At 67.3% G+C, this 23,583-nt stretch carries 24 protein-coding genes; 12 read left to right on the forward strand and 12 right to left on the reverse strand.

Annotated elements, in window-relative coordinates:
* Nucleotides 1-3 precede the first annotated feature (3 nt).
* A complete protein-coding gene (locus AC1DRO_RS02515; protein ID WP_476949675.1) occupies nucleotides 4-1,131 on the forward strand; it encodes an XdhC family protein in 1,128 nt (375 codons plus the stop codon).
* Between the two features lie 187 nt (nucleotides 1,132-1,318).
* Here the strand turns inward: AC1DRO_RS02515 and AC1DRO_RS02520 are convergent, their stop codons facing one another.
* Both AC1DRO_RS02520 and AC1DRO_RS02525 read right to left on the reverse strand, forming a co-directional pair.
* A complete protein-coding gene (locus tag AC1DRO_RS02520) occupies nucleotides 1,319-1,864 on the reverse strand; it encodes an NAD(P)H-dependent oxidoreductase (protein WP_476949676.1) in 546 nt (181 codons plus the stop codon).
* Complete coding sequence (locus tag AC1DRO_RS02525; RefSeq protein WP_476949677.1) at nucleotides 1,861-2,730, reverse strand: SDR family oxidoreductase; 870 nt, start codon at nucleotides 2,728-2,730, stop codon at nucleotides 1,861-1,863. Before AC1DRO_RS02525 ends, AC1DRO_RS02520 begins: the two co-directional genes overlap by 4 nt.
* Before the next feature lie 211 nt (nucleotides 2,731-2,941).
* Here AC1DRO_RS02525 and AC1DRO_RS02530 point away from each other — a divergent pair, with 211 nt between their 5' ends.
* Nucleotides 2,942-3,562: an L-threonylcarbamoyladenylate synthase gene (locus AC1DRO_RS02530; protein WP_028276802.1), complete on the forward strand. Its 621-nt coding sequence runs from the start codon at nucleotides 2,942-2,944 to the stop codon at nucleotides 3,560-3,562.
* An 87-nt stretch (nucleotides 3,563-3,649) separates the two neighbouring features.
* Here AC1DRO_RS02530 and AC1DRO_RS02535 read toward each other — a convergent pair whose 3' ends face one another.
* From AC1DRO_RS02535 to AC1DRO_RS02545, 3 genes are all read right to left on the reverse strand, one after another.
* Nucleotides 3,650-3,913, reverse strand: coding sequence for a hypothetical protein (locus tag AC1DRO_RS02535; protein WP_476949678.1), 264 nt, complete (start codon nucleotides 3,911-3,913; stop codon nucleotides 3,650-3,652).
* A 181-nt stretch (nucleotides 3,914-4,094) separates the two neighbouring features.
* Nucleotides 4,095-5,033 (reverse strand): AfsR/SARP family transcriptional regulator, encoded by a 939-nt coding sequence (locus AC1DRO_RS02540; protein WP_476949679.1) that lies wholly within the window; start codon nucleotides 5,031-5,033, stop codon nucleotides 4,095-4,097.
* 354 nt (nucleotides 5,034-5,387) lie between these two features.
* Entirely contained in the window at nucleotides 5,388-6,371 is a 984-nt protein-coding gene (locus AC1DRO_RS02545; RefSeq protein WP_476949680.1) for a S1C family serine protease, read from the reverse strand.
* Between the two features lie 184 nt (nucleotides 6,372-6,555).
* Between AC1DRO_RS02545 and AC1DRO_RS02550 the strand changes: the two genes are divergently transcribed.
* Nucleotides 6,556-7,059 (forward strand): HtaA domain-containing protein, encoded by a 504-nt coding sequence (locus tag AC1DRO_RS02550; protein ID WP_476949681.1) that lies wholly within the window; start codon nucleotides 6,556-6,558, stop codon nucleotides 7,057-7,059.
* Between the two features lie 24 nt (nucleotides 7,060-7,083).
* Here AC1DRO_RS02550 and AC1DRO_RS02555 read toward each other — a convergent pair whose 3' ends face one another.
* Nucleotides 7,084-7,833, reverse strand: coding sequence for an ABC transporter permease (locus tag AC1DRO_RS02555; RefSeq protein WP_476949682.1), 750 nt, complete (start codon nucleotides 7,831-7,833; stop codon nucleotides 7,084-7,086).
* A 166-nt stretch (nucleotides 7,834-7,999) separates the two neighbouring features.
* Here AC1DRO_RS02555 and AC1DRO_RS02560 point away from each other — a divergent pair, with 166 nt between their 5' ends.
* Nucleotides 8,000-9,925, forward strand: a complete 1,926-nt coding sequence (locus tag AC1DRO_RS02560; RefSeq protein ID WP_476949683.1) for an alpha-amylase family protein — start codon at nucleotides 8,000-8,002, stop codon at nucleotides 9,923-9,925.
* 346 nt (nucleotides 9,926-10,271) lie between these two features.
* Nucleotides 10,272-11,744, forward strand: a complete 1,473-nt coding sequence (locus AC1DRO_RS02565; protein ID WP_476949684.1) for a sensor histidine kinase — start codon at nucleotides 10,272-10,274, stop codon at nucleotides 11,742-11,744.
* On the opposite strand, the gene AC1DRO_RS02570 is transcribed toward AC1DRO_RS02565, so the two are convergent.
* Nucleotides 11,692-12,402, reverse strand: a complete 711-nt coding sequence (locus AC1DRO_RS02570) for a response regulator transcription factor (protein WP_028276795.1) — start codon at nucleotides 12,400-12,402, stop codon at nucleotides 11,692-11,694. The two genes, AC1DRO_RS02565 and AC1DRO_RS02570, sit on opposite strands and share 53 nt — an antisense overlap.
* A 96-nt stretch (nucleotides 12,403-12,498) precedes the next feature.
* Nucleotides 12,499-12,744, reverse strand: a complete 246-nt coding sequence (locus tag AC1DRO_RS02575) for a hypothetical protein (protein ID WP_230008878.1) — start codon at nucleotides 12,742-12,744, stop codon at nucleotides 12,499-12,501.
* Nucleotides 12,745-13,060: 316 nt separating this feature from the next.
* Between AC1DRO_RS02575 and AC1DRO_RS02580 the strand changes: the two genes are divergently transcribed.
* Both AC1DRO_RS02580 and AC1DRO_RS02585 read left to right on the forward strand, forming a co-directional pair.
* On the forward strand, nucleotides 13,061-13,363 hold the full coding sequence (locus tag AC1DRO_RS02580; RefSeq protein ID WP_028276793.1) for a DUF4193 domain-containing protein: 303 nt from the start codon (nucleotides 13,061-13,063) through the stop codon (nucleotides 13,361-13,363).
* 219 nt (nucleotides 13,364-13,582) lie between these two features.
* Nucleotides 13,583-15,877, forward strand: coding sequence for a putative bifunctional diguanylate cyclase/phosphodiesterase (locus tag AC1DRO_RS02585; RefSeq protein WP_476949685.1), 2,295 nt, complete (start codon nucleotides 13,583-13,585; stop codon nucleotides 15,875-15,877).
* Nucleotides 15,878-15,914: 37 nt separating this feature from the next.
* Here AC1DRO_RS02585 and AC1DRO_RS02590 read toward each other — a convergent pair whose 3' ends face one another.
* Nucleotides 15,915-16,862 (reverse strand): cation diffusion facilitator family transporter, encoded by a 948-nt coding sequence (locus tag AC1DRO_RS02590; RefSeq protein WP_476949686.1) that lies wholly within the window; start codon nucleotides 16,860-16,862, stop codon nucleotides 15,915-15,917.
* A gap of 170 nt (nucleotides 16,863-17,032) precedes the next feature.
* Between AC1DRO_RS02590 and AC1DRO_RS02595 the strand changes: the two genes are divergently transcribed.
* The 3 genes from AC1DRO_RS02595 (at nucleotide 17,033) to AC1DRO_RS02605 (ending at nucleotide 18,831) form a co-directional block, all read left to right on the forward strand.
* On the forward strand, nucleotides 17,033-17,431 hold the full coding sequence (locus AC1DRO_RS02595; protein ID WP_476949687.1) for a cupredoxin domain-containing protein: 399 nt from the start codon (nucleotides 17,033-17,035) through the stop codon (nucleotides 17,429-17,431).
* Nucleotides 17,428-17,886, forward strand: coding sequence for a hypothetical protein (locus AC1DRO_RS02600; protein ID WP_476949688.1), 459 nt, complete (start codon nucleotides 17,428-17,430; stop codon nucleotides 17,884-17,886). Before AC1DRO_RS02595 ends, AC1DRO_RS02600 begins: the two co-directional genes overlap by 4 nt.
* Nucleotides 17,887-18,000: 114 nt before the next feature.
* Entirely contained in the window at nucleotides 18,001-18,831 is an 831-nt protein-coding gene (locus AC1DRO_RS02605) for a CDP-alcohol phosphatidyltransferase family protein (RefSeq protein WP_476949689.1), read from the forward strand.
* Here AC1DRO_RS02605 and AC1DRO_RS02610 read toward each other — a convergent pair.
* Both AC1DRO_RS02610 and AC1DRO_RS02615 read right to left on the reverse strand, forming a co-directional pair.
* Nucleotides 18,828-20,330: an FAD-dependent oxidoreductase gene (locus AC1DRO_RS02610; RefSeq protein ID WP_476949690.1), complete on the reverse strand. Its 1,503-nt coding sequence runs from the start codon at nucleotides 20,328-20,330 to the stop codon at nucleotides 18,828-18,830. The genes AC1DRO_RS02605 and AC1DRO_RS02610 overlap by 4 nt on opposite strands.
* A gap of 28 nt (nucleotides 20,331-20,358) precedes the next feature.
* A complete protein-coding gene (locus tag AC1DRO_RS02615) occupies nucleotides 20,359-21,798 on the reverse strand; it encodes a DUF2252 domain-containing protein (RefSeq protein WP_476949691.1) in 1,440 nt (479 codons plus the stop codon).
* 324 nt (nucleotides 21,799-22,122) lie between these two features.
* On the opposite strand from AC1DRO_RS02615, the gene AC1DRO_RS02620 reads away from it, so the two are divergent.
* Both AC1DRO_RS02620 and AC1DRO_RS02625 read left to right on the forward strand, forming a co-directional pair.
* Nucleotides 22,123-22,452, forward strand: coding sequence for a carboxymuconolactone decarboxylase family protein (locus AC1DRO_RS02620; protein ID WP_028276785.1), 330 nt, complete (start codon nucleotides 22,123-22,125; stop codon nucleotides 22,450-22,452).
* Between the two features lie 81 nt (nucleotides 22,453-22,533).
* The gene (locus tag AC1DRO_RS02625) at nucleotides 22,534-23,112 is read left to right on the forward strand and encodes a TMEM175 family protein (RefSeq protein WP_028276784.1); all 579 of its coding nucleotides are present in this window, start codon (nucleotides 22,534-22,536) and stop codon (nucleotides 23,110-23,112) included.
* Between the two features lie 28 nt (nucleotides 23,113-23,140).
* On the opposite strand, the gene AC1DRO_RS02630 is transcribed toward AC1DRO_RS02625, so the two are convergent.
* Nucleotides 23,141-23,488 carry a GNAT family N-acetyltransferase gene (locus AC1DRO_RS02630; RefSeq protein ID WP_476949692.1) on the reverse strand — a complete coding sequence of 116 codons (348 nt, stop codon included), beginning with the start codon at nucleotides 23,486-23,488 and terminating at the stop codon, nucleotides 23,141-23,143.
* Nucleotides 23,489-23,583: the final 95 nt, after the last annotated feature.

Here is a 23,583-nt window from a genome sequence, read left to right on the forward strand (position 1 = left end):
CCGATGCGTGATGTCCTGGCGGCCATGTTGCCCGACTGGCGAAGCGGTGCCACGGCAGGCCTGGCCACCGTCGTGAGCACATTCAGATCTGCGCCCCGGCTCCCGGGGGCGGCGATGCTGGTGACGGCCAGCGGCGAGGCCGTGGGATCCGTCTCCGGCGGCTGCGTCGAGGGGGCCGTGTACGAGCTCGCCACCCAGGTCAAGGACGACGGCGAGCCGACCCTGGTGCGCTACGGGATCAGCGATGACGATGCCTTTGCCGTGGGCCTGACCTGCGGTGGAATCATCGACATCTTCGTCGAACCTGTTTCCCGGCGCCGCTTTGCCGAACTCGACGCCGTCGCGCAGGACATCACCGCCGGGCGCCGCGTGGGCGTCGCCACGATCATCGAACACCCGGATGCCGGCCGCGTGGGGCGGCACCTGGTTGTCAGGCCGGAAAATTGCGAGGGTGACCTGGGCTCGGACCGGACCAACCGCGCCGTCGGCGACGACACCCAGGGTCTTCTCGCCGCCGGCCGGACGGGCATCCTGAACTACGGCGTGGACGGCGAGCGGCTGGACACCGGCATGCGCGTCTTCTTTGCCAGCTATGCGCCGCCGCCGCGCATGCTCGTCTTCGGCGCCATTGACTTCGCCGCGGCGCTGGCGCGGCTGGGCGCGTTCCTGGGCTACCGGGTGACCGTCTGTGATGCGCGGTCCGTATTCGCGACGCCGGCGCGATTCCCCGACGCCGCCGAGGTGGTCAACGCGTGGCCACACCGGTACCTGAGCGAGCAGTTTGCCCAAGGCCTGCTGGATTCCAGGGCTGTGCTCTGCGTCCTGACCCACGACCCGAAGTTCGACATCCCCGTCCTTGAGGTGGCCCTGCGCGGCAGCCCCGTGGCCTTTGTCGGCGCCATGGGATCCCGGCGCACGCACGAGGACAGGATGGCACGGCTTCGGCAGACGGGACTGACTGAGGCCGAGTTGTCCAGGCTTCACAGCCCTGTCGGCCTGGACCTGGGCGCCCGCACCCCGGAGGAAACGGCGGTGTCCATCGCGGCAGAGTTCATCGCCCAGCAGTGGAGCGGCAGCGGGGAGCCGTTGCGGCAGCTCGGCGAACGGATCCACCACGACGAGCAGTTGTGACTGTGTGGCCATGACGGCGGGCAGCGCCCTGCGCTGGACGCTGGCGGTGCTGCTGCTGGCGGCAACGGGCCACTCGGTCGGCCAAAGCTTACGCGGAGCCGGGCCGGCGGGTCGGGTCGGCTCCGCTGCCCAGGCCGCCTGACCGCCGCTCCCCCCGGCGCGTCGGATCCGACGCACCGGATTCCGGCTACCGCGCGGAGACCGACGCGGGAGCCAGCAGTTCGCGGTACCGGGCGGCGTGCCGGCCGAGTTCGTCGGCGTCCACCCGGGGTGCCGAATGCAGGACGAGTGGCTGGGCCATCTCCAGGCCGCACAAGTGCGCGGTAGCGTCGAGGGGGCGCAGGAGCTCCTCCATCGTGAAGCGGTTGTGTCCTGCCGGCGCGTAGGACGATTCAGGACCGCCGGTCGACAGCACCAGCTGGAGCCGCTTTCCGTGGAGGGCGTCGCCTCCTGCCCCGTACGCGAAGCCGTACGTGAGCACCTGGTCCATCCACTCCTTCAGGACCCCCGGGACGGAGTACCAGTGCCACGGGAACTGCCAGACGATGGTGTCGTGCCCGCGCAGCAACTCCTGTTCCCGGGCGGTGTCGAACCGCCGGTGCGAGTGGGCCGCAGAGAGGTCATGCACTGTCACGTTCTCCAAGTCCATGATGGCTGCGGTGAGGTGCGCGGTGATCCGCGAGCTTTCCAGGTCGGGGTGGGCAACAAGGACGAGCGTGCGCTGTGGGGTCATGGAAGGTTCGTGCTTCTTTCTGAGTCGGATTCGAGGCCGACCAGAGCCGAGCTGACCTGCCAGAGGCGGTCAATATCGGACTGGCTGTAGCTGCGTTTTGATGATTTCTTGGGGGTGCTGTTGGCAAAGTACTGGCCGGTGACGTTTTCGAGCTCCGGCGCCGAGGCAAGGTAGATGGAGGTCCGGGCGCCCTGCTCCGGGGTTTTCATCCACCGCTGAACCAGCGGTGTCAGGAACTCTTGCAGCCGGCCCGGATCTTCGGCTCCGAACGCCGTCGCCACGACTCCGGGGTGGAGCACATTTGCGGTGACGCGGGTGCCGGAGAGACGTGCGGCGAGTCCGTAAGTGAACAAGACGTTGGCCAATTTCGACTGGTTGTACGCCCGCTGCCCCGAGTAGGACCGTTCGGCCAGCAGGTCCGCGAAGTCCATCCGGGCCATGGCTTGGGCGCCGGACGAGACCGTTACGATCCGCGCCGGTCCGCTCTCCTTCAACCGCTTAAGGACAAGGTTGGTGAGCAGGAAAGGAGCAAGGTGGTTGAGGGCGAAGGTGTACTCAAGTCCATCCACGGTGACACGGCGGGTGTTCCAGAATCCGCCCACATTGTTGACCAGCACATCGAGGCGGTCCAAGGTATTCAGCACCTCGTCGGCCAGCCTGCGGACTTCCCGCTGGGAGGAGAGATCGGCGGTGAACACCTCTACGGGGGCCGACGCCACAGCCCGGATCTCCTCAGCTGCCCGCGATGCCCTGTCAGCATTGCGTCCAGTGATGGCAACCCGCGCACCCAGGGCGGCCAGACCCAGAGCCGTGGCCTTGCCGATCCCGCCGGTGCCTCCGGTGATCAGAACTGTCTTTCCTGCCATTGACAGCATTCGGTTCTCGCTCTCGGTGTTCGTTTGCCGCAAAGCTGCATGAGTGGGGTGCAGACAGGTTTGTCTATACCGGGAACGAAGGTATCAGACAGAACTGTCTGTGCACAAGCAGCGGCCGGCCCCGTTCCGCCGCGGGAGATTCGGGTCGGCTGACGGGCTCCGCTGTCGCCGTCCGGGCGGCCGCCGGGCGTATGCTCTTGGCATGGCGAGATACTTCGATGTGCACCCCGAGAACCCCCAGCCACGTTCGATCCTCCAGGCGGTGGACATCGTGCGCTCAGGGGGCCTGATCGCTTACCCCACGGATTCCTGCTACGCGCTGGGCGCTCAGCTGGGTAACCGGGAGGCCCTGGACCGGATCCGGACCATCCGGCAGTTGGACGGCAAACATCATTTCACCCTCGTCTGCAAGGACTTCGCCCAGTTGGGCCAGTTCGTCCAGATCGACAACGATGTGTTCCGCAGCATCAAGGCCGTCACGCCCGGCAGCTATACCTTCATCCTGCCGGCGACCAGGGAGGTCCCGAAACGGCTGCTGCACCCGAAGAAAAAGACTGTTGGCGTGCGCATTCCGGACAACCACGTCGTGCAGGCGCTGCTCGCTGAGCTTGGCGAGCCGTTGCTGTCGAGCACTTTGCTGCTTCCCGATGAGGAAGAGCCACTCACTCAGGGGTGGGAGATCAAGGAACGCCTGGACCACGTGGTGGACGCCGTGATCGATTCCGGCGACTGTGGTGCCGAGCCAACCACGGTGATCGACTACTCCAGCGGCGTCGCGGAAATCGTCCGGCGCGGCATGGGTGATCCGTCGCGCTTCGAGTAACAGTCGCGCTTCGGTTAGCAGAGAACGCCGGCAACGGCATCGCGCCGGCCGGCTGACAGTGCGCCGGGGCGGACCAGGCGGGACGGACTAGGCGGATTCCGCCGTGGCCGCCTGCCGGTTCCGCAGCCACCGGCGCACGAGGTCGATGGCGGCGAGAAGTCCGGCCAGGGGCGAGAGCACCGCTGCGGCGTAGACGAACATCATCCACGTCAGAGTGGTCACCGGGCTTTGGCGGGTGCTCAGGAGGGACAGTCCGCCGAAGAGGCCCAGGACCCAGAACAGGATGACTCCGGACAGCACAGCGGCTGCGGGGAAGTACTCGTTCGTGATGACTTTCTTCAAGGTTTCCATGGGCCCTCCTCACGCCCGGCGGTGGGACTGCCCGCCGGGGATATTCCCAGTATGGGGCCCGGTGCGGCGGAATTCCCGACGAATCCCGGCCACGTGACGAAGCTAACGCCCGCGTCCCGGTGGCGGCCCTCCCGGTCATCAATTTGGCGCCGCCACTCCACCGGTGGCGCCCCCGCGGGGGTCAGACCGCGGCCCGTACGCGCTGGAGGAAGGAATCAAGCACCCGCCCGGCGTTCTCATGCATGCGCCGGGACTCCGCCGCCGGCAGCTGCCGGCTCTTGGGCCCGTTCAACCGCTCGCCCAGATAGAGCAGCGCCGCCAGTACCTCGGAGAGTTCTGAGTTGCTCTCCGCACGCTGCCGCAGGAGCCGCAGATGAGCCTCCTGCAGGGCCGGACCGGGGCTGCAGCCGAGGTCGCGGTCGAAGAGGCGCCGGCAGCGGTCATACGCCGCGAGGCCCTCCGCCGGCAGGCCTGCCTGTTCATAGGCTGTCACCAGCACCGTCCAGGCCCGCTCGTTCAGGGGCTCCGCTCGAATGGCAGCCTGGACCAGGTTGACGGCATCGTCTGGTTTGCCCAGCAGAGCCGCCGTTTCTGCCGCCAGGATCTGCAGCGCCACCTTCTCGGCTGCATGGCGTGCGCGCGCCTCTTCCGCCCAGTCGGAGGCAAGTTCGAACCCGAGCAGCGGCTCGGCGGAAAGCACCAAGGCCTCGAGCATCAGGGGGTAGGCCTCCTCCGGGGGCAGCTCACCCGCGTCGCGGACCAGGTCATGGAACCGGAACAGATCGAGGTCCACGAGCGTAGGGTCCAGGACGTAGCCACTGTTGGCCGTGCGGAGCGGGCCGGTCTTGGTCTGCCCCGGCTGGATGGCACGGCGGATACCGCTGATATAGCTCTCGAGGGTCGCTACCGAGCCGTCACTGGCTCCTGCGCCCCAGAGAAGATCGATCAGGCGGGTCTTGGACACGGGCGTGCCAAGGTTCAGGAGAAGGATTTCCAGTATGTGCCGGGGCTTGCATCCGCCCATGTCGGCGGCGGTGAGCGCCACGCCGTCCCGGCGCACTTCGAATGATCCGAAGAGGCGGACCGAAATGGAAGGTGTTGTTTCCTTTGGGCTATCCACGATGTTCTCCGATTTCCCCAGGTAAAACGAACTCAATCGTCTATGGAGAGCCGGATCAACATCGAAACCAGGCCGTACTGAGGCTCTGTTCCCTCCGGCTTTCCAATGACACCGTGACACGCCCGGCGGGGCGCAACAAGGCATGCCGCTACCCGATCTTTCGCCCAAAGAAAGACGCGTACATGGGTCAGTACCGCTGAGTAAGCGCGCGGAGCGGAGGGCAAGTGATTGCGGCGCCAACCAAGTAATTCCGCGGGCCGCCGCCATGCGGACCCAAGTAGTTTAGCCGCGCAAGGATTTGGCCCCGGCGGGCAAATTCCAGCGGTTTGAAACCGCCGGTCCGGACCCGGTTCCCTACTGGTTATCGGTCATCTCGGCGGGCACAGCCACCAGTAGCAGGTCCGCGCCGTCCCGGAGCACGGCAAGGTCCAGCGGCTCCCCGATCGCTTCGGCGAACAGCAGTTTCTGCAGGCTCTCGGCGTTGGACACATACATGTGTCCAACCTTCAGGAGGATGTCGCCGGCCCGTAGCCCGGCCCGCTCGGCGGGGGAATCCGGGAGGACTTCGACCACGAGCAGGCCCTCCCTGCGGCCCGTCCGGACGACGGCGCTCGGCTGCAACTGGATCGGTGTGTTGACCAGGCCCAGGTAGGCCCGGCGGACGCGGCCGTCCTTGAGCAGCGACGCGATGATCCGCCGGGACGTCGCGTTGATGGGAACGGCCAGCCCGAGCCCAACACCGGCCACGGCCGTATTGATGCCGACGATCCGCCCGCGGGCGTCTGCCAGCGCCCCGCCGGAGCTGCCGGGGTTGAGGGCCGCGTCGGTCTGGATGACGTCCTCGATCACGCGGCGGCTCCGTCCGGACCAGACGGGGATCGAACGGCCCAGCCCGCTGACCACCCCGGCGGTGACGGAGCCGGCGAGCCCGAGCGGATTGCCCACGGCGATGACCAGCTGGCCGACCCGGAGGGACTCGGCGTCACCGAGTTCAGCCGGTGCCGCGGTGGGTGCCCTGCCGTGGACCACGGCAAGATCGGAGAGCGGGTCGGCGCCCACCACGTCAACAGCCGTGCTGGTGCCGTCGGCGAAGACTGCGCGGCCGGACTGGGCGCCGCCCACCACGTGGGCATTCGTCAGCAGATATCCGTCCGTGGTGAACAGCACGGCCGAGCCCGCACCGACCCTCACCCTGCCGTTGCGCCCGTTGCCGGTCACCTCGAGCGCGGCGACGTGCTGGGTGACCGCCTCGGCCACGCGGATGACCGTTGCGGAATAGGAATCCAGCGGGTCTTCGGACACATCGGATCCGGAAACCCTGCTGATGGACGCGGCCACGGTGCACCTCCTGCTAAACGGTACTCATCCAAGTCAACCACCGCCGTCCCGGGAGTAGTCCTGGCGGGCCTACGCCGTCAGAGAAATACGCAGGATGAAGCGGCGGTGGTTCAACAGTTCAGCCCGGCGCGGATCCGCGGCTAGGCTCGGACGTAGATCCGCCCGACAGCCCAGGAGAACCCACGTGACACCAACGTCCGCCTCCCCCGCCCCGCTGCCCCTGCCGGGTCTGACCTGGGGCATCAAACGCAGCTTTATGGATTACATTTCGGGACTCCCGGACGGCGCTGTTTCCGCGGCCGACGGCGCCACGGTCACTGCGTCCGGAGAGTTCTGTTTCGCTCCCGCCGGCTCCGAGTACGATCCCGCCAGCGGCACCGGAGTGCTGCGGTTCCGCGGCGATGTCCGCGTCGCCGGTCACCACGGAATGATGTTCGTCCGTCTGCTGGATCCATGGGTCGAGTTCGCGGCCGGGCACGGGGTCCTGTCCATCAGCACGGGCGACGGCGGCGGGACGGACCGCTCGGATGTCGGCACCCTGCGCACTGCCGCGCCCCGCAACATGGAAGGGTTTCTCGTCTGGGAGCGCGTCGAGGTCGCCGTCTCCCAGGCCGGTTCGGAACTGTTCGACGGCCAGTACGCCGACGGCCAGGCGATGGACCCCCTCGTCATCCGGGTGCCGGCTTAGTCAGGACGGCCCACGGCGCGGACGCTAGCGTGGACGCACCGGACGCACCCTCACCGGCGCGATGATCCCGATCAGGGCCACGGCGGTCATGGAACCTGCCGCCATGATCGAGGCGAGCACGACGATCTGGAAGCGGCCCGCTTCCAAGGGTGAAAGGCCGCCGAAGATCGCACCCACAAACGCCCCGGGCAGGGTGACAAGTCCCGTCGTCTTAGTCTGGTCGGTCGAAGGAATGAGGGCTGAATAGACGGCGCGACGGGCCAGCTCCAACGTTGACTGACGCCGCGTCGCCCCCAAAGCCAGCCACGCTTCAACTTCATCCCAACGCTCATTCACCGACTCGGCAAAGTGCCGGCCGGCCAGGGTGGCGATGGTCATCGCATTGCCGATCACGATCCCGCCAATTGCCAGCGCGTAGCGGGGCGTCAGGGCTATGGCGCCCGTGCCGAAAACGATCGCCAGGGTCACCAGGATGCCGGCCGCCATCGAGCCGCCCACTACCGCCAGGCGTCCCCAACTCCACCCCAGACGTCGCGCGGCCGTCACTGCGGCCACCGAAAACATCACGAGAAGTGCGGCACCGACCCAGACCGGACTGGTGATGACAGTGCCCAGTATGAGGCTGATGACAGCCAGTTGCACAGCCCCGCGCAGGATGGCCAGCGCCGGCGCGGTTGGGTGCGGGATCCGGAAAACAGCAAGCAACCCCACGGTGACCAGCATCAGGAGCCCGACGCCCAGCAACGTGGGCAGGAGATCAGTCAGAGCGGTCATCACGCCAGCCTATAGACCTTCCCGGCAGCACCATTGGCGGCATCGGATGCCGGCTGCCTTTCCTCGCCGGACACGGCTGCCGTGCTGGGCACCCGCGCGTCCTTCTGCAAGGATGTGAACGGTCCTCGCGCCGTCGGGGACTGAAACTGGTCAAAGGAGATGCTCCATGGTTGAACCCGCCCTTGTAGCCGACGGTGTCGACAGCGAGGCCCGCCGGCATGTGCTCCGGGCCTTGGCGGCGGGCACGGGCATCGGGTGGGACGGCGCGGACCGGGCCGTCTTCGAAGAGCGCTTCGACCGTCATTTCCCGGCCTTGTTCCGGCTGTTCCACGATCTCTACGGCGCACGGCCGGATTGGCTGGATCAGCTCACCGACCTTGTGATGCAGTCTGCCCGCTCGTGGGCCGAGAGGCCTGCCGCGCTCAAGGGCCTCGACGCCGAACGGGAACACAACAGCGGCTGGTTCCAGTCCAACACCATGCTCGGCGGCGTATGCTACGTCGACAGATACGCCATGGACCTCGAAGGCGTCCGCGCCCGGATCCCCTATTTCAAGGAACTGGGCCTGACCTACCTGCACCTGATGCCGCTGTTCCTGGCCCCCGAACCGCACTCCGACGGCGGCTACGCCGTTTCCAGTTACCGGGACGTCAATCCCAGGCTGGGCGCCACGGAGCAGCTGCGTGACCTCGCCGCCGAGCTGCGGGCGAACGGCATCAGCCTCGTGGTCGACTTCATCTTCAACCACACCTCCGACGAGCACGAATGGGCCCGGAAGGCGGCCGCGGGCGAGCCGGCCTACAGCGACTACTACTGGATCTTCCCGGACAGGTCCATGCCGGACGCGTTCGAGCAAACCGTGCGCGAAATCTTCCCGGACGACCACCCCGGCTCATTTGTCGACTTGCCGGACGGACGGTGGGTCTGGACCACGTTCCACACCTTCCAGTGGGACCTGAACTACTCCAACCCGGACGTCTTCCGGGCCATGGCGGGCGAGATGCTGTTCCTGGCCAACCAGGGCGTGGACATTCTCCGGATGGACGCCGTCGCCTTCATTTGGAAGCAGCTCGGCACGCCCTGTGAGAACCTTCCCGAAGCCCACACGCTGCTGCAGGCGTTCAATGCCGTGTGCCGGCTGGCGGCGCCGTCGCTGCTGTTCAAGTCCGAGGCGATCGTCCACCCCGACGAGGTGGCCCGCTACATTGACCCCGCCGAGTGCCAGCTCTCCTACAACCCCCTGCAGATGGCGCTGATCTGGGAGGCGCTGGCCACCCGCGACGTGTCCCTGCTCACCCAGGCCCTGGAGCGGCGCCACAATATTCCGGACGGCACGGCGTGGGTGAACTACGTCCGCAGCCATGACGACATCGGCTGGACGTTTGCGGATGAGGACGCTGCCGAGCTTGGCATCAATGCCTTCGAGCACCGGCGGTTCCTCAATTCCTTCTACGTCAACCGTTTCCCTGGCAGCTTCGCCCGCGGCGTGCCTTTTCAGGACAACCCCCGCACCGGCGACTGTCGGATTTCCGGCACCACGGCGTCGCTCTGCGGGCTGGAGGGCGGAACCGCTGCGGCAGTGGACCGGATCCTGCTGGCCCACTCGGTGGCCTTCAGCACCGGGGGCATCCCGCTGCTCTATCTCGGTGACGAGGTCGGCCAGTTCAACGACTACGGGTACGTCGCCGAGGAAGGCCACGGAACGGACAGCCGCTGGGTGCACCGGCCGCACTACCCGGCCGCAGAGTACGCGCGGCGCGCGGAGCCGGAAACCCCCGCCGGGGCGGTCTTTGCCGGGCTGCGCCGGATGGTGTCCGTACGGTCCGCGACGCCGGAACTGGCCGGGACCAGGCTGGTCGGGTTCGCCACGAACAACCCGGGAGTCCTGGGGTACCAGCGTCCCGGAAATGGAACGCTGATCCTCGCCCTGGCCAACTTCAGCGACGGCCCCCAGAAGGTAACGGCGTTGACGCTCTCCGGCTTCGCGGCCGGCGCCGTCGACGTCCTGACCGGCGCCCATGTGTGCCTCGACGCGGGACTGGTCCTGGACGCCCGGCAGTTCGTCTGGCTCCGGGTGACGCCCCGGCCCTGAGGCGCTGGCCCGCGACTCATCGGCATGGAGTATCGGAAGCGGCTGTTGTCGGCGCCCGCTGCGCCGCTTCGCCCGGGTGCCGTGTCCGGCCGCACACTGGTTGAGGAGAGCGTGCGGCCGGAATCTGTGGACGAACGGCCCATTGGCGGCCGGCGGCCGGTCTTCTGCGGCCTATTTCCACTCTCCCCCATCCCGCTGAGAAGAGACTGAGAGCAGTCTCTCTCCGTGGGGACGGGCGCGCATGCAGGAGCGCTCCGGCCACCGTCGGGGTGCCGGCCGGGCGGGCGGCGTCGGCAATGCGGCCGCGGTGGTTGTCCCGAACCGCGCATTGACGCATTCTTGGAGCATGGCACTGGGCAAACGGGCCCCCTCCGGCACCGGCACGGGCGAGATTCGATGGGGCGTGCGGAAGCGCTCGACGGCGGTCGCCGTCGGCGTCGTAGCCGTGGCGCTGCTGCTCGGCGGCCTTGTCCTTCTGGTCCTGCTGCAGGCGTCCCTGGCGCGGTCGAGCGACGCAGCAGCCCAGCAGAAGGCCCTGGACGTGATCGCCGAGATGGAGGACATGGACATCGAGGATGCCCGCGCCTACATCATCGACACCGCGCATGCGGGCCAGTTCGTCCAGGTGCTGGATGCCGCAGGGTACGTCCTGGCCAGCTCGGACCCCGAGGTCGCCAACGCCCCGCTGTCAGCCCAGCGACCCAGCCAGGGCCAGACCATGACCCAGGACGTCTCGAGCCTTCCGAGCATCGGAGACACCGACGACTACCACATCGTCACCGTGGGAGCACGGACCGGCACGTTGAGCTACACCGTGGTGGTGGCCCAGGCCTCACAGATACAGGCGGACACCATTTCCACCGTCGCGTGGTTCATGCTGGGAGCCACGCCGCTGCTGCTCGGGACCGTGGCCGTGTCCGTATGGCTCCTGGTGGGGCGTTCCCTCCGCCAGGTTGAGCGGATCCGTGGCCAGGTGGCCCGGATCAACGCCGAGCGGCTGGACGGGCGCGTCGACGTCCCGCCCACCAACGACGAAATCCACGCCCTGGCGCTGACGATGAACACCATGCTGGACCGGCTGCAGGCCTCGGACACCGAACAGCGCAGATTCGTCTCGGACGCCAGCCACGAGCTGCGCAGCCCGCTGGCCACGCTGAGGGCCGGAATCGAGATCGCGGCAGCGGACCCGACCGGGGCGATGTGGCTTCAGATGAAGGACGTCCTCTCCGAGGAGACGGCCCGCATGAGCTTCCTCGTGGAGGACCTGCTGACACTGGCCAAAGCCAATGACGGCGGCCTGCGCGTGGAGCAGAAGGACGTCGATCTTGACGACGTGCTGGACCAGGAGATCCGCCGGCTGCGGTCCACCAGCCGGAACCAGATCTCGGTGGAGCTCGTTCCGACCCGGATCCGCGGCGACGCCCGGCGGCTGGCGCAGGTCCTCCGGAACGTCCTGGACAACGCCGACCGCCACGCCCTGTCCCGGATCGCCGTGGATCTGCACACCGCCGGGGACCGGGTCATCCTCACTGTCGACAACGACGGCGACCCCATCCCGGAGGCGGACCGGGAACGGATCTTCGAACGGTTCGTCCGGCTCGATGGCAGCCGTTCCCGGGAAGGCGGCGGCAGCGGACTGGGCCTGGCCATCGCGGCGGGAATTGTGGCCGCCCATCATGGGAGCATCCGTCCGACGGACGGACCGGCGGGTCACTGCCGCTTTGAGATCACGCTTCCCCTTCCGAAACCTGTGGAGCCGGCCGACGTCACTCCTCGCGGCTCCCGGCAGCACGGGGTTCAGGGGTCGGGTCGGCGCTGAGCAGATAGCCCATGCCGCGCACCGTGGTCAGGCTGTGGATCCCGAACGGGACATCAATCTTGCGCCGAAGGTAGCCGATGTACACCTCAACGACGTTGTTCGCGCCCTCGAATGCCGGATCCCAGACGTTTTGCAGGATTTCCGCCTTTGAGACGATCTGGTCATGCCGGCGCATCAGATAATGCAGGAGCCCGTACTCCCTGGCCGTGAGGCTGATGAGGGTGTCGCCGCGGCGCACACTGTGGCTGACGGGGTCCAGGGACAGCGTGCCAAGCGTCATGATGACAGGCCTGGCTGGCGCTCCGCGCCGGATCAACGCCCTGATCCGGGCCACCAGCACCAGGAAGCTGAACGGCTTGGTGAGGTAGTCATCAGCGCCCAGGTCGAAGGCATCGGTCTGGTCGTATTCGCCGTCCTTGGCCGTGAGCATCAGCACCGGAGTCCACACCTTGCGTTGCCGCAATTCCTTCAAGACGTCGTAGCCGTTCATCCGCGGCAGCATGAGGTCCAGCAGGATGGCATCGTACGCGTTCTCCAGCGCCGCCGCGAGTCCCCGCACGCCGTCGTGGGCGACGTCGACGACGAACCCCTCGTTCCTCAGCCCGCGGCGGACTGTTTCCGCCAGGGCGTCCTCATCCTCCACCATCAGGATCCGCAATCCAGCCCCCTCCCTTTGGGCCAGTATGGCCCTTCCGGGGCCGGGCTGGAAGGAACCTCGCCGGTCCAGTGGGAGGGGATGCCCGTCGCAGTTCGGTCAGGCCTGTTGGGGAGGACCGAACAGCCACCCCGAAACGTCGCTGCGCAGGACCACGTGCGGTCCGCCGGTGGAACTGACGCTCCCGTTGGGGACGTAGTAGCCGCGCCCGGCTCCAGGGCCGCCGGCGGCGCGGTCGATGGCGTCGGTCAGGCGACGGGTCAGGTGCCCGCTGGGGCCCAGGGACCGCAGTTCATTGAGTTCGTCCTGCGTGAGCCGTCCCAGCACTGCAGCAATATCGGCCATGGTGAATCCTCCCGACGGATGGTGCGGATGGTGCGGATGGTGCCCAAGGTGGATGGTGCCTAAAGAATCAGGCTAGGGCAGCCAAATTAACGGCACGTGACGCCCCGGTGACCAGTGGCGAACAATGCAGGAAGGCCGGCGTCGCGGGCGTCCGCCTCCGGGTGTCATGAGCGTCACTGCCGCGACTGCCCCGGTCCCCAGCATTTACACGGCGTCATGCTGTACGGTTCAATCCCGGAGATCCGGAGATACAGAGATACGTAGATCCGGAGAGACTCCGAATCACACGCCCAGCAACTGAAATGAGTATCACCAGGTGGCAACCGATTATGACGAAGTACGCTCCGACGTCGCGGAATCCCGCAACGCTTCCCTGGAGGCGCTCCGTTCGGCGAATGCGCCTGACGCGCGAAGCGTTGTCCGCGAACTAGACGAGGCCGATACCTCCGAAGGCGTGGAACTGCCGGGGGCAGACCTGTCCGGCGAGGAACTGACCGTCACGGTCATCCCGCAAAAAGAAGACGAATTCACGTGCTATTCCTGTTTCCTGGTGCGGCACCGGTCCCAGCTGGCCAAGGAGAAGGCCGGCCACGCCTACTGCGCAGACTGCCTCAGCTAGAGCCCCCGGCAGGACCGGCTCAGCCGGTCCGGAAACGTACAGCCCGGCAGGTGTGGTTCCGGCACCGGACGCTACCCGCCGGGCCGCCCGTCGAATACACTTCTGTCACATGCTTCACAATAGTGTCGGGAGGCGGCAGGACATGACCAGCCGGGGCACGTTCGGCTACGCTCCTGTTTGACGATGCGGCGACGGCCGGCACACGGCCGGAGGCTGATCATGCGTAAATTCACCAGCAGCTTGGCTGACCCTGCTGCTGCTGCGCCGCCGTCGGCCGCCGACGCCAACGACGCCAATGGACCCGAACGATCCGACGGGCCGGCCATGCCGGCTGAAGGGCCAGCGGCCACCCGGACCCCCGGCACCGGCAAACCCGCCCGCGCAGGGAGCCTGCAGCGCGAATGGTCCAGGGCCTTCATCCTGGTGCTCCTTGCCCTGCTCGCCGGGGCCGCGGTAACCCTGGTCGGCGTCCGTTTTGTCACGGACCAAATCCAGCACGCCGCCGCACAGCACCGCGTCGAGTCGGAGGCCATCGCCGAGCTCCGGACCGGCATCGAGACCCACGAACAAGCCGGACTCCAGCTGTTGTCCGCACCCGCAGATCCGGCCGCCTTTTTGCTGCAACAAAAGGACATCTCCGCCCAGTTCGATGCCACCGCCCGGATCCTGCCGGAGGCGTACGGCATGCGGGCCACAGTCCGCGAGGCCCGGGCCGCGTGGCAGGAGGGACTGTCCGCACACAATCTCTGGGGAAGCCAGGTGGCCACTCTCCACGGCAACCGGGTGGCGGAGGCGCCGGCGTTCGCCGCGTCCAGCGCCAAGGCCCGCGCCCTGCTCGCCGACGTCCGTCGCGCTTCGCTCGACGCGCTGGACGACGGCGTCGCCCGTGGGGCCGGGCTTCAGCAGATGGTATCGACCGTCCGAACGGCCCTCTTTGCGCTGGCCGCGGGCGGGGTTTTCTTTTTCCGCCGGCGGATGACCAAGTACCTGATGCGCCCCGTGGAGGGTCTGTACCGCGGGGTCGTGAAGCTGCAGTCCGGTGATTACAGCCACCGGATCAGCGTTGTCCGCAATGACGAACTTGGCCAGCTGGCCGAGGCCTTCAATTCCATGGCCGCCACCGTGCACGACAACCACCTGGAACTGACCTTCCGCGCCACCCACGACCCGCTCACGGGACTGGCCAACCGGGCAGTCCTCACCGAACGCCTCACGGCCGCGTTCGACTCCGGGGCAAAGAACCCGGAAGCAGCTGGCACCGAGGTCTGCGACGGGCAGGAAGGCCTGCTGGTCATCGACGTCGACGACTTCAAAGACGTCAACGACTCGCTGGGCCATGAGGGCGGCGACGCGTTGCTCATCCAGCTGGCCCAACGGCTGCGGGGCTGCGTGCGCGGGCATGACCTCGTCGCCCGGCTGGGCGGCGACGAATTCGCGATCGTCGTGACGGATGAGGGCGGCACGGCGACGGACGACGTCGCACGGCGCATCCAGGACACGCTGCGGGACCCTTTCTGCATCGACGACGTCCGGCTGAAGGTAACCGTCAGCATGGGCGCCGCCCAGCGCAACGCCGGCACTGCAGATCCGGCCGAGCTGATGCGGCAGGCGGACTTCGCCATGTACATGGCCAAGCACGGCGGCAAAGGCCGCTACCAGCTCTTCGATGCCCGGGGATATGACGAAATGACCTACCGGGCCGCTCTCCGGTCGGACCTCGCCACAGCCGTGCAGGGCGGGCAGTTGCGCCTCGACTACCAGCCCGTGGTGAATCTCGGCACCGGTGAGATCGCCGGGGTGGAGGCCCTGGTCCGCTGGGAGCACCCGACCCTGGGCCGGCTGGGACCGGCCGACTTCATCTCCTTGGCCGAGGAAACCGGCGAGATTGGCCCCATCGGCTGCTGGGTACTGGACACCGCAAGCCGTCACGTCGCCGGCTGGCGCCGGTCCCCGGGCACAGCCGAAGACTTCTGGGTCTCGGTCAATCTTTCCACTCTTCAGCTTTCGAGTGACCGGAACCTGGCAGCCCTGGAGCGCATCCTGGCCCACCCCGCCTCGCAGGCCGACAAGGTGATCCTCGAGGTCACCGAATCGGCCCTGGCCACGAGCGCCGACGGCGGGGTCGCTGCCCTGAACCGGCTGAAGAGCTTCGGCGTCCGCATCGCAATCGACGACTTCGGGACCGGTTTCTCCTCGCTCAGCACGCTCGCTGCGCTGCCCGCGGACATTCTCAAGATCGACCGTGCCTTCCTGTCCGGGCTGCCTGGGGACGCCCCGGCCGCGGCGATGCTCGAGGGCATTCTGGAAGTGGCCCGGAAACTGGACCTGGCCGTCATCGCCGAGGGCATCGAGCACACCGGGCAGCTGGATCTCCTGCGCTCGCTCGGCTGCGACATGGGCCAGGGCTTCCTTCTGGCCAGTCCCAGCCCGTCCCCCGTTCTCGAGGCGCTGCTGGCCTCCGGGGCCCGCCTGCAGCCGCCGGCCGGCATGGACGCGAGGGCGGGCGGCGCCTGAGCCAGCCGAAGGAACGGACAGGCGGCCGGCGTTGTGCTCAACCGGCGGGGAAGTCCAACGAGGGCTCGTCCGCGGTGGCGAGTGTCAGCACGGCCTCTTCCACCGTGTCGTGGTCCTCAAGTTCGCGTTCAACGCGGCGTAGGGCCACGGCGACGTCGTGTTCCCGGAGATCTCCCTGTATGTCCACGGCCGCCACGACGTAGAGCTTGCGCGGGCCGACGTATTCGAGATGCAGGTACGTGATGCGTTCGATCTCTGGGTGTTCGAGGAGGCGGCGGGCCATGGAACCCTCGATATCGCCGGTCACGGCTTGTCCCACCAGGAAGCGCCGGTTCCGCTCGATCAGTACGACGGCAACCACGGCCAGGAGGATGCCCACCAGAATGGACCCCACGGCGTCCGGCACGGAGGACCCCGTGACCTGGTGCAGGAATATCCCGGCGAAGGCGATGAGCAGGCCAACAAGCGCGGCCCCGTCCTCGGCGAAGACGGCGCGCAGCGTGGGGTCGGAGCCCTTGAGGACCTGCTCCAGGGTGTTCCGGTCCAGCTCTCGCGCCGCCTTCCGGTTTTGCCGGAACGCCTGGATGAAGGACACGCCTTCAAGGACGAACGCGATGGTCAGCACCAGGTAGGCGATCCCATAGTCACCTGGCGGTTCCGGGGTGATCAGCTGCTGGATGCCGTGCATCACCGACACCACCGCGCCGGCCGTAAACAGGCCAAAGGCGGCGATCATTGACCATACGTAGGCCTCGCGCCCGTAACCCATGGGGTGGGCTTTGTCGCGTTTCCGCGCGGCTTTCCGTTCGGCGATGAGCAGGAAGACCTGGTTGCCGGTATCGGCCCAGGAGTGGGCCGCCTCGGCAGTCATGGACGCCGAGCCAGAGATGAGTGCGGCCACTGTTTTGGCTGCCGCGACGAGGACGTTCGCTGCAAAGGCAATCAGCACTGTGAGCGATGCTGACCAGGACTTCTTACGCTTCACGCAATTTTCCCTCCCTCGGCTGCAGGATGCATGCCAGTGACTACGCTATCTCCCCGGGCTCTCCCGGACCGGCGTTCGACGCCGACTGGTTCCATTCGTGCCGGTCAGGCGCACAATATAGCTAGTACGTTCATCCGCTCGTTTCCTCAAGCCGCTCGGGGTGGTGCGCAATGAATGCTCGTCGGAAGCTGTCGGCGCTGTTGGTGCTCCTGATCTTGCTGGGCACCGGCGGGTGCGCCGGCGGCAGCGGATCGCCGGCGTCGACGTCGGCGCCCCCACCCGGCCCTGCCTACGGAGCCGGCCCGACGGCGGGCACCGCCGCCGCCACCGCCATCACCATCAAGGACTTCGCCTACGGCGACCCGCTCACCGTGGCCCCCGGCGCGGCGGTCACCGTAACCAACATGGATGCCGCGGCGCACACGGTCACGGCTGACGAAGGCTCAGCGTTCGATGTACAGGTCAATGGCGGCGGCACGGCCACTTTCACCGCGCCGACGAAACCCGGATCCTACGCGTATCACTGCACCTACCATCCGGGCATGCACGGGACGCTGGTGGTCAAATGAGCGCCCAGAGCCCCGGACGGACCGTGCGGGTCCATACGGCCGGCATGACACTGCGAATCCTCACCGCCGTTGCCCTGTTCATTGACGCCGCCGTCCACATCCACCTGGCCCCGGGCTACCAGGCGGGGAACTCCGCGGGAATCGGCCAAGGGAACCTGTTCCTGCTGGAATCGGCTGCCGCTGTGCTGGCCGGGTTGTATGTGCTGCTGCGCGGCAGCAGGGCGGCCTTCGCCGTCGCATTCGTCGTCGCGCTGAGCGCCTTCGTGGCCGCGGTGGCATACCGTTATGTGAATATTCCCGCGTTCGGGCCTTTCCCGGCCATGTACGAGCCCATCTGGTTCTTCGAGAAGTCCGTCAGCGCCGTGGCCGAAGGCGCCGGCGCCGTCCTGGCAGCCATCGGTTTCGTCCGGGCCGGACGGCGGACGAACGGGCAGGGCGCCCAGTCCAAGCACTGACCAACCCCGGGCCGCGGACTTGCTAGCATGTGGGCGGGGTGGTTCAGGCTGAAGTCGTTTGCAGAAGGCACGAAACAAGAGGACACCGCGTCTACAGGCACGGGATCAGCAAACGTGCCCGGAAACCGGCCTGCAGAACCGACGACGGGCACCGCCGCCCCGGCGGCAGGGCAGACCGGGCCGGGATCGGCAGCCGCCCGCCGTGCCGTGGCGGATGCCGGCACCGCCGTCGGCGCCTATCTTGTGGTCTGGGCCTGGCTCGCCGCGGCGGTCCTCACGGATCCTGTTCCCTGGCTCCTGGCCCTGGCGGCGGGGGCCGCGGTGATCACCCGGGCCGCCGGCTCCGTTCTGCGACGGAAACCCCGTTTTTCCACCCCAGCGGACCGCGTCACCCTCGGCAGGGCCGGCATCGTGGCCTGCTGTGCCGCCGAAACGGTGGTGGGGTTGGTCGCCGGAGCCGGACCGAGCCTTCTGGTGGTGGTCCTGGGCACGGCCGCGTTCCTGCTCGATGCCGTGGACGGACGGGTGGCCAGGTTCACGGGCTGTGCCACGGCCGAGGGTTCGCGCCTGGATTCGGATACGGACGCCGCGCTGGTCCTGGTGCTGTCCTGCGCGGCGGCGGGAAAGTTCGGCCTGTGGCCCCTGGGCATCGGCCTGATGTACTACGCGTTCCTCGCAGCGGCCTGGTTCCGGCCGTCCCTGAAGAACCCGCTGCCGTCCAGCACCGTCCGCAGGGTCATCGGAGCCACCCAGCCGGCGGCCCTGCTGTTCGCCCTGTTGCCGGGGGTGCCTCCGGCGCTGGGAGCCATGGTGCTCGGGCTGGCGCTTGGGTTGCTGGACTTTTCATTCGGGCGGGACGTGGTCAAGCTGGAACGGCTCCGGGCCAGCCGCGCTTCGGCCGCCGACTCCCCCGCCACACGGGCCGGTTCACCCGCAGGAACCTAACGCGGTGCGGGTCTCGGTGCCAGGTCCATCGTCGCCGGGCCCTGGATGACGGCGCCGTCGGCGGCAAACCGCGAGCCGTGACAGGGGCAGTCCCACGTCGAATCGTCCGCGTTGAACGCGACCGTGCAGCCCAGATGCGTGCAGATGGCCGAGACGGCGAGGAGGTCCCCGGCAGCGCCAGCGTAGACGGCGGTCATTTCGCCGTCGATCTCCACGACGGTGCCTTCGCCGGGTCGCAGCCCGGCGACGGCCGGTTGATCCGGCAGCCGGTGTGGGGGCGGCTGGTCCGGTTGCTGCCGCACCCCGCCTGCCTGGCCGGCGGAAGGGCGGTTGGTATCGAAAACCGCGGCCCAGGGGTTGTGCCGGCCCGACAGGGTGTCGGCCAGGATCAAGGCCGCAGCGGTGCCGTTGGTCAGGCCCCATTTTCGCAGGCCGGTGATCACATGAAGGTGCGCCGCCGTCGGAGTCAAAGTCCCGGCGTAGGGCAACCCGTCGACGGGCATGTTGTCCTGCGTGGACCAGCGGAAGATGGTCTCCCCGGCGCCGAGGCGTTCCCGGGAGAAAACCGCGAGCCGGCGGTACCGCTCGGCGGCATCGCTGGCCTCGGCGGCACGGTGCCCCTCGCCGCCGGTGAGAACGAACCGGGAGCCCTCAATGTCGATCGCCAGGATGGAGCGCATCGGCTCGTCGACGCTGATGAAGGTCCCGTCCAGGGGCACGGCAGGTGCCCGGCTGGCAACGACGTAGGAACGGTGCAGGTAGCAGCGCTCGGCAAACAGGCCGGCGTCGCCAACGGGGACGTTGGTGGCAATGATCACCTCGCGGGCCCGGACGGTGCCGCTCCCGGTCCCGACGACGGCGGGCACCCCGTCGCGGACCGAGGTGACGCGCGAGTCCTCCAGCACATGGCTTCCGCTCCCGTCCACGGCGCGGGCGAGTCCTTGGAGGTACTTGACCGCGTGAAGTTGCGCCTGGCCGTCGAACCGGACTGCGCCCCGGGCACCGAACGGCAGCGGCACCTCGGAGGTAAAGACCGCTGGCAGGCCGAGCCGCCCGGCCAGGGCCGCCTCGCCGCGGACCCGGCCGAGGGCGTCGTCGGATTCGGCGTAGGTGTAATTGGATACCCTGCGGAAGTCGCAGTCGATGCCCTCCTCCGCGACGACACGCGCAATGTGCTCGATGGCGGCCTGGTTGGCCTGGCCGTACGTGCCCGCGACGTCCGGTCCGTGCCGGTCCGCGAGTTCGGTGTAAGCCAGCCGGTGCAGGGAGGTGACCTTGCCGGTGGTGTGCCCCGTGACGCCGGTGCCAATCCGGGCTGCCTCCAGGACCGCGACGGTGCTGCCGGCGCGCTTGAGGGCCAGCGCCGCCGTCAGGCCGGCGATCCCTCCCCCGACGACGGCGACGTCGACCTCAAGATCCGTGTCCAGGGAGGGATAGCGGGTGGTACCGGATGTGGCGATCCAGAGCGAAACCTGCCGTCCTTCGAGCCGTTCACCCACGGCGCAGCCATCCGATGAGCATTCGGACTCAGAGGCCCTCAGTAGCTTCCAGCCGCCCCGAGCGAACCGCATCGGCGAAGGCCTCGTAGTCCTTTTCGTTCTGGTCCGCGTACCGCTCGGAGAAGTCGGTGATGGAGCGTTCGAACTTGTCACTCTTACCGAGGTAGGACGCGATCGCGATGGGGTCGCCGGACCGGGCGTGGGCCCGCGCCAGCGTCCAGCCGCAGGCGTCGGCATAGAAGGTCATGCCGAGCGGCTTCATCCCTTCCACAATGGCTGAGCCCTTCATGTCACGCAGTTGGCGCCAATACAGGTACCGGTTGTCCTGTACCCCCTTGGTCCATCCCAGGAAGATGTCACTCGCGGCCTGCATCATCCGCTGCCCCTGCACCACGCGCTCGCCCGGCTGCTTGAACTTGCTCTTCGGCAAATGGTCCTCGAGCACCGACCTCGTCGCCTCCTTGACCTGCAGAAACAGCGGATCCTGCTCATCGCGGCCCTGGAGCAAGGCGATGAACGCCCGCGTGCCGACACTGCCGACGCCCACCACCTTGCGTGCAACGTCGATGACTTCGAAGCGCTCCAGCAAGATCCGTCGGTCGTCTGGCAGCGTGGCCCGGTAGGAACGGAGCTGCTCACGAACCGCTTTCTGGATCCCATCCGCAGACATGCCGAATGATTCACCCAGCTCCCGTGAGGGAATGACGATCGGCGGCTGGCTGACGATCCGGTACTCCCCGTCCACCCGCTCGGCGAGCTTGGAGAGTGCCTGCAGGCTGTCGCGGGTGTGGGCCTTGGCGACGTTCTGTTTCGCCGTCTTTTCCATGCCGTGGGCTGCCTTCTTGAGGGCCTTGCCCTTTTGAGTTGCCACGGCCAGCTCAATGGTTTCCATCAGCTGTTCCTCGGACAGACGGGCGTACCAGATGTCCAGGGTGCCCATCTGTGCGAACTCTGCCATCGCCTCGCGGTAAGCCCGAACGGCGGTGAGTGTCGCGTCGCGCGTTTCTTCCTTGGTGAACGCGTTGTTCCGCGCCGCGATGGTGAAGCTCGCGGCCATGCGTTTGACGTCGTACTCGAATGGGCCCGGCAGAGTTTCGTCGAAATCGTTGAGATCGAACAACAGGGTTCGCTCTGGTGAGGCGAAGACGCCAAAGTTGGATAGATGGGCGTCCCCGCACAGTTGGGACACCAGGCCGGCCCGGGGAGTGTCTTTCAGATCGGTTGCCATGATCTTGGCGGCCCCCCGGTAGAACGTGAAAGGTGAGACCAGCATCCGGCCGTGCCTCACCGGAACGAGGTCCTGTTCGCGGGTGAGGTTCTGTTCCTCGAGCAGCGCGACCGGATCCGGGCGGTCGGACGCGGGAACCCAGCCTGTGTGGCTGGAGACGGGCGTCTTTTCCCGGCGCCCCTTTCCCTTCGCAGCACGCTCCTCGACGCTCGGATGCTTGACTTTTTTGGTCTCGGCCATGATCGGCGACCTCCCTATTAGGTCCGGAACCGCCACCGGCACTGCTTGCCTGGGTCAGTCCCCGCCGAGCGCGCCAATGCGTCCCGGCTCAAGCTACTGCGATTCTGGCCCCGAACCGGCCCATCGTCAACGCATCGCTGATGGATCCCGCAGCGCAGGCTTAAAACGCCATCTGTTCCGCAGCCGGGCGACTGACCAATCGATTCATGCGGTTCGGGTGATGCCACCCCTGGTCGTGGCGGGTTACGTTCATGACGAGTCGGGCCGATCCGCTCACGTCGCGTCACTCGGCGCACAACACTGAAACCAGATGGAGACATAACCATGGCCGAAGAAGAAGCACCTGTTCTCGCCGTCCTCGCCGACATCACCGCCGTTTCGCTCGAACGCTCCACCCTTGAGCCTCGCGAACTGATGCTGGCCCGGATTGCGGCGCTCGCGGCGGTCGACGCCCCGGGCGCCTCCTACCTGTTCAACGCCGGTACCGCCGTGGACGTAGGCATCACCTTGGAGGATGTCCGCGGCGTCCTGATCGCCGTTGCACCCATCGTCGGCACTCCCCGGATCGTGGCGGCGACCACCAATCTCGTCCAGGCGCTGGGCTTTGCCCTCGAAATGGCGGAGGAAGAACTCGAAGCAGGGACCCGGGACTAGTACCCTTACTTACGAACCGCACGTCACGGCGTCGGCAGTTCCTCGTTGCATCTGCCACGATGCCCTGATTAAAGGCGGCCCATGAACAAGAACCGGCTGGAGGCCTTCAGCGACGGGGTGCTGGCGATCGTCATCACCATCATGGTGCTGGAGCTTCACGTCCCCGCCGAACCGACCTGGCCGGCCCTGCTTCACGAGCTTCCGACGCTGCTCAGCTACCTGCTGAGCTTCATCTATGTCGGGATCTACTGGAACAACCACCACCACATGCTGCATCTGGCCGGGCGGATCAACGGTGGGGTGCTCTGGGCAAACCTGCATCTGCTGTTCTGGCTCTCCCTCATTCCCTTCACTACCCGGTGGATAAATGACACGGGCCTGGCGGAGGTACCCGTCCTCGTCTATGGGCTGGACCTGCTGTTCGCCGCCATTGCCTACTACATCCTGAAAACAACCCTGATCCGCCAGCAGGGACGCGGCGGCGCGCTGGACCGGGCCATGGGGCAGGACTGGAAGGGCAAGGGATCGCCCGCGCTCTACATCGCCGGGATGGGGCTCAGCCTGGTGAACCCGCTCTTGGGGATCGCCGCCTATTCGGTGGTCGCCGCGATCTGGCTCATCCCGGACCGGCGTGTGGAGCGGTTCATCGCGCACACGTGAGTCCATAGGCGCATGTGTCCCGGGGCGGCTACTGCCGGACGCGTTGAGCCAGCGAGGCGCTCAGGAACCGCAGATGCGCCGGGGCCGGCGGTACCACGTGCGCCGCGTAGCCGGGGTGCTTGCTTAGGTACTTCTTGATGTAGGGACACACCGGAACGATCGTGAGGCCCGCGGCGATAGTCTCATCGAGTGCCTGCGTGGCCAGCACCCCGGCCAGCCCGCGGCCGCCATATTCCTCGTTGATCTCCGTGTGGTAGAAAATCCGCTGGCCCGCCCCGAGGTCGTCCACGTAAGCGGCCTGGCCGATCACGGTGCCGGCGTCGAGTACTTCGAAACGGCTGCGCTGCGGGTTGCTACTGATGGTGATCGTGGTCAATATGGTCTCCTTGAGCGGGCCGGATTGGCCCGGCAGTCGGGCTTACGGGTGCAGGGCCGGCGGGGCTTGCCAGTATGGGCCTGCCGGAATGGACA

The organism is Arthrobacter sp. P4_F11, assembly GCF_056401395.1.

Bases quoted from the DNA above. Each gene is read 5' to 3' on its own strand.
- AC1DRO_RS02600 (WP_476949688.1), top strand. From the start codon at position 17,428: ATGAGCGCCCAGAGCCCCGGACGGACCGTGCGGGTCCATACGGCCGGC.
- AC1DRO_RS02535 (WP_476949678.1), bottom strand. From the start codon at position 3,913: ATGGAAACCTTGAAGAAAGTCATCACGAACGAGTACTTCCCCGCAGCC.
- AC1DRO_RS02530 (WP_028276802.1), top strand. From the start codon at position 2,942: ATGGCGAGATACTTCGATGTGCACCCCGAGAACCCCCAGCCACGTTCG.
- AC1DRO_RS02625 (WP_028276784.1), top strand. From the start codon at position 22,534: ATGAACAAGAACCGGCTGGAGGCCTTCAGCGACGGGGTGCTGGCGATC.
- AC1DRO_RS02520 (WP_476949676.1), bottom strand. From the start codon at position 1,864: ATGACCCCACAGCGCACGCTCGTCCTTGTTGCCCACCCCGACCTGGAA.
- AC1DRO_RS02560 (WP_476949683.1), top strand. From the start codon at position 8,000: ATGGTTGAACCCGCCCTTGTAGCCGACGGTGTCGACAGCGAGGCCCGC.
- AC1DRO_RS02595 (WP_476949687.1), top strand. From the start codon at position 17,033: ATGAATGCTCGTCGGAAGCTGTCGGCGCTGTTGGTGCTCCTGATCTTG.
- AC1DRO_RS02565 (WP_476949684.1), top strand. From the start codon at position 10,272: ATGGCACTGGGCAAACGGGCCCCCTCCGGCACCGGCACGGGCGAGATT.
- AC1DRO_RS02620 (WP_028276785.1), top strand. From the start codon at position 22,123: ATGGCCGAAGAAGAAGCACCTGTTCTCGCCGTCCTCGCCGACATCACC.
- AC1DRO_RS02515 (WP_476949675.1), top strand. From the start codon at position 4: ATGCGTGATGTCCTGGCGGCCATGTTGCCCGACTGGCGAAGCGGTGCC.
- AC1DRO_RS02585 (WP_476949685.1), top strand. From the start codon at position 13,583: ATGCGTAAATTCACCAGCAGCTTGGCTGACCCTGCTGCTGCTGCGCCG.
- AC1DRO_RS02525 (WP_476949677.1), bottom strand. From the start codon at position 2,730: ATGGCAGGAAAGACAGTTCTGATCACCGGAGGCACCGGCGGGATCGGC.
- AC1DRO_RS02615 (WP_476949691.1), bottom strand. From the start codon at position 21,798: ATGGCCGAGACCAAAAAAGTCAAGCATCCGAGCGTCGAGGAGCGTGCT.
- AC1DRO_RS02575 (WP_230008878.1), bottom strand. From the start codon at position 12,744: ATGGCCGATATTGCTGCAGTGCTGGGACGGCTCACGCAGGACGAACTC.
- AC1DRO_RS02555 (WP_476949682.1), bottom strand. From the start codon at position 7,833: ATGACCGCTCTGACTGATCTCCTGCCCACGTTGCTGGGCGTCGGGCTC.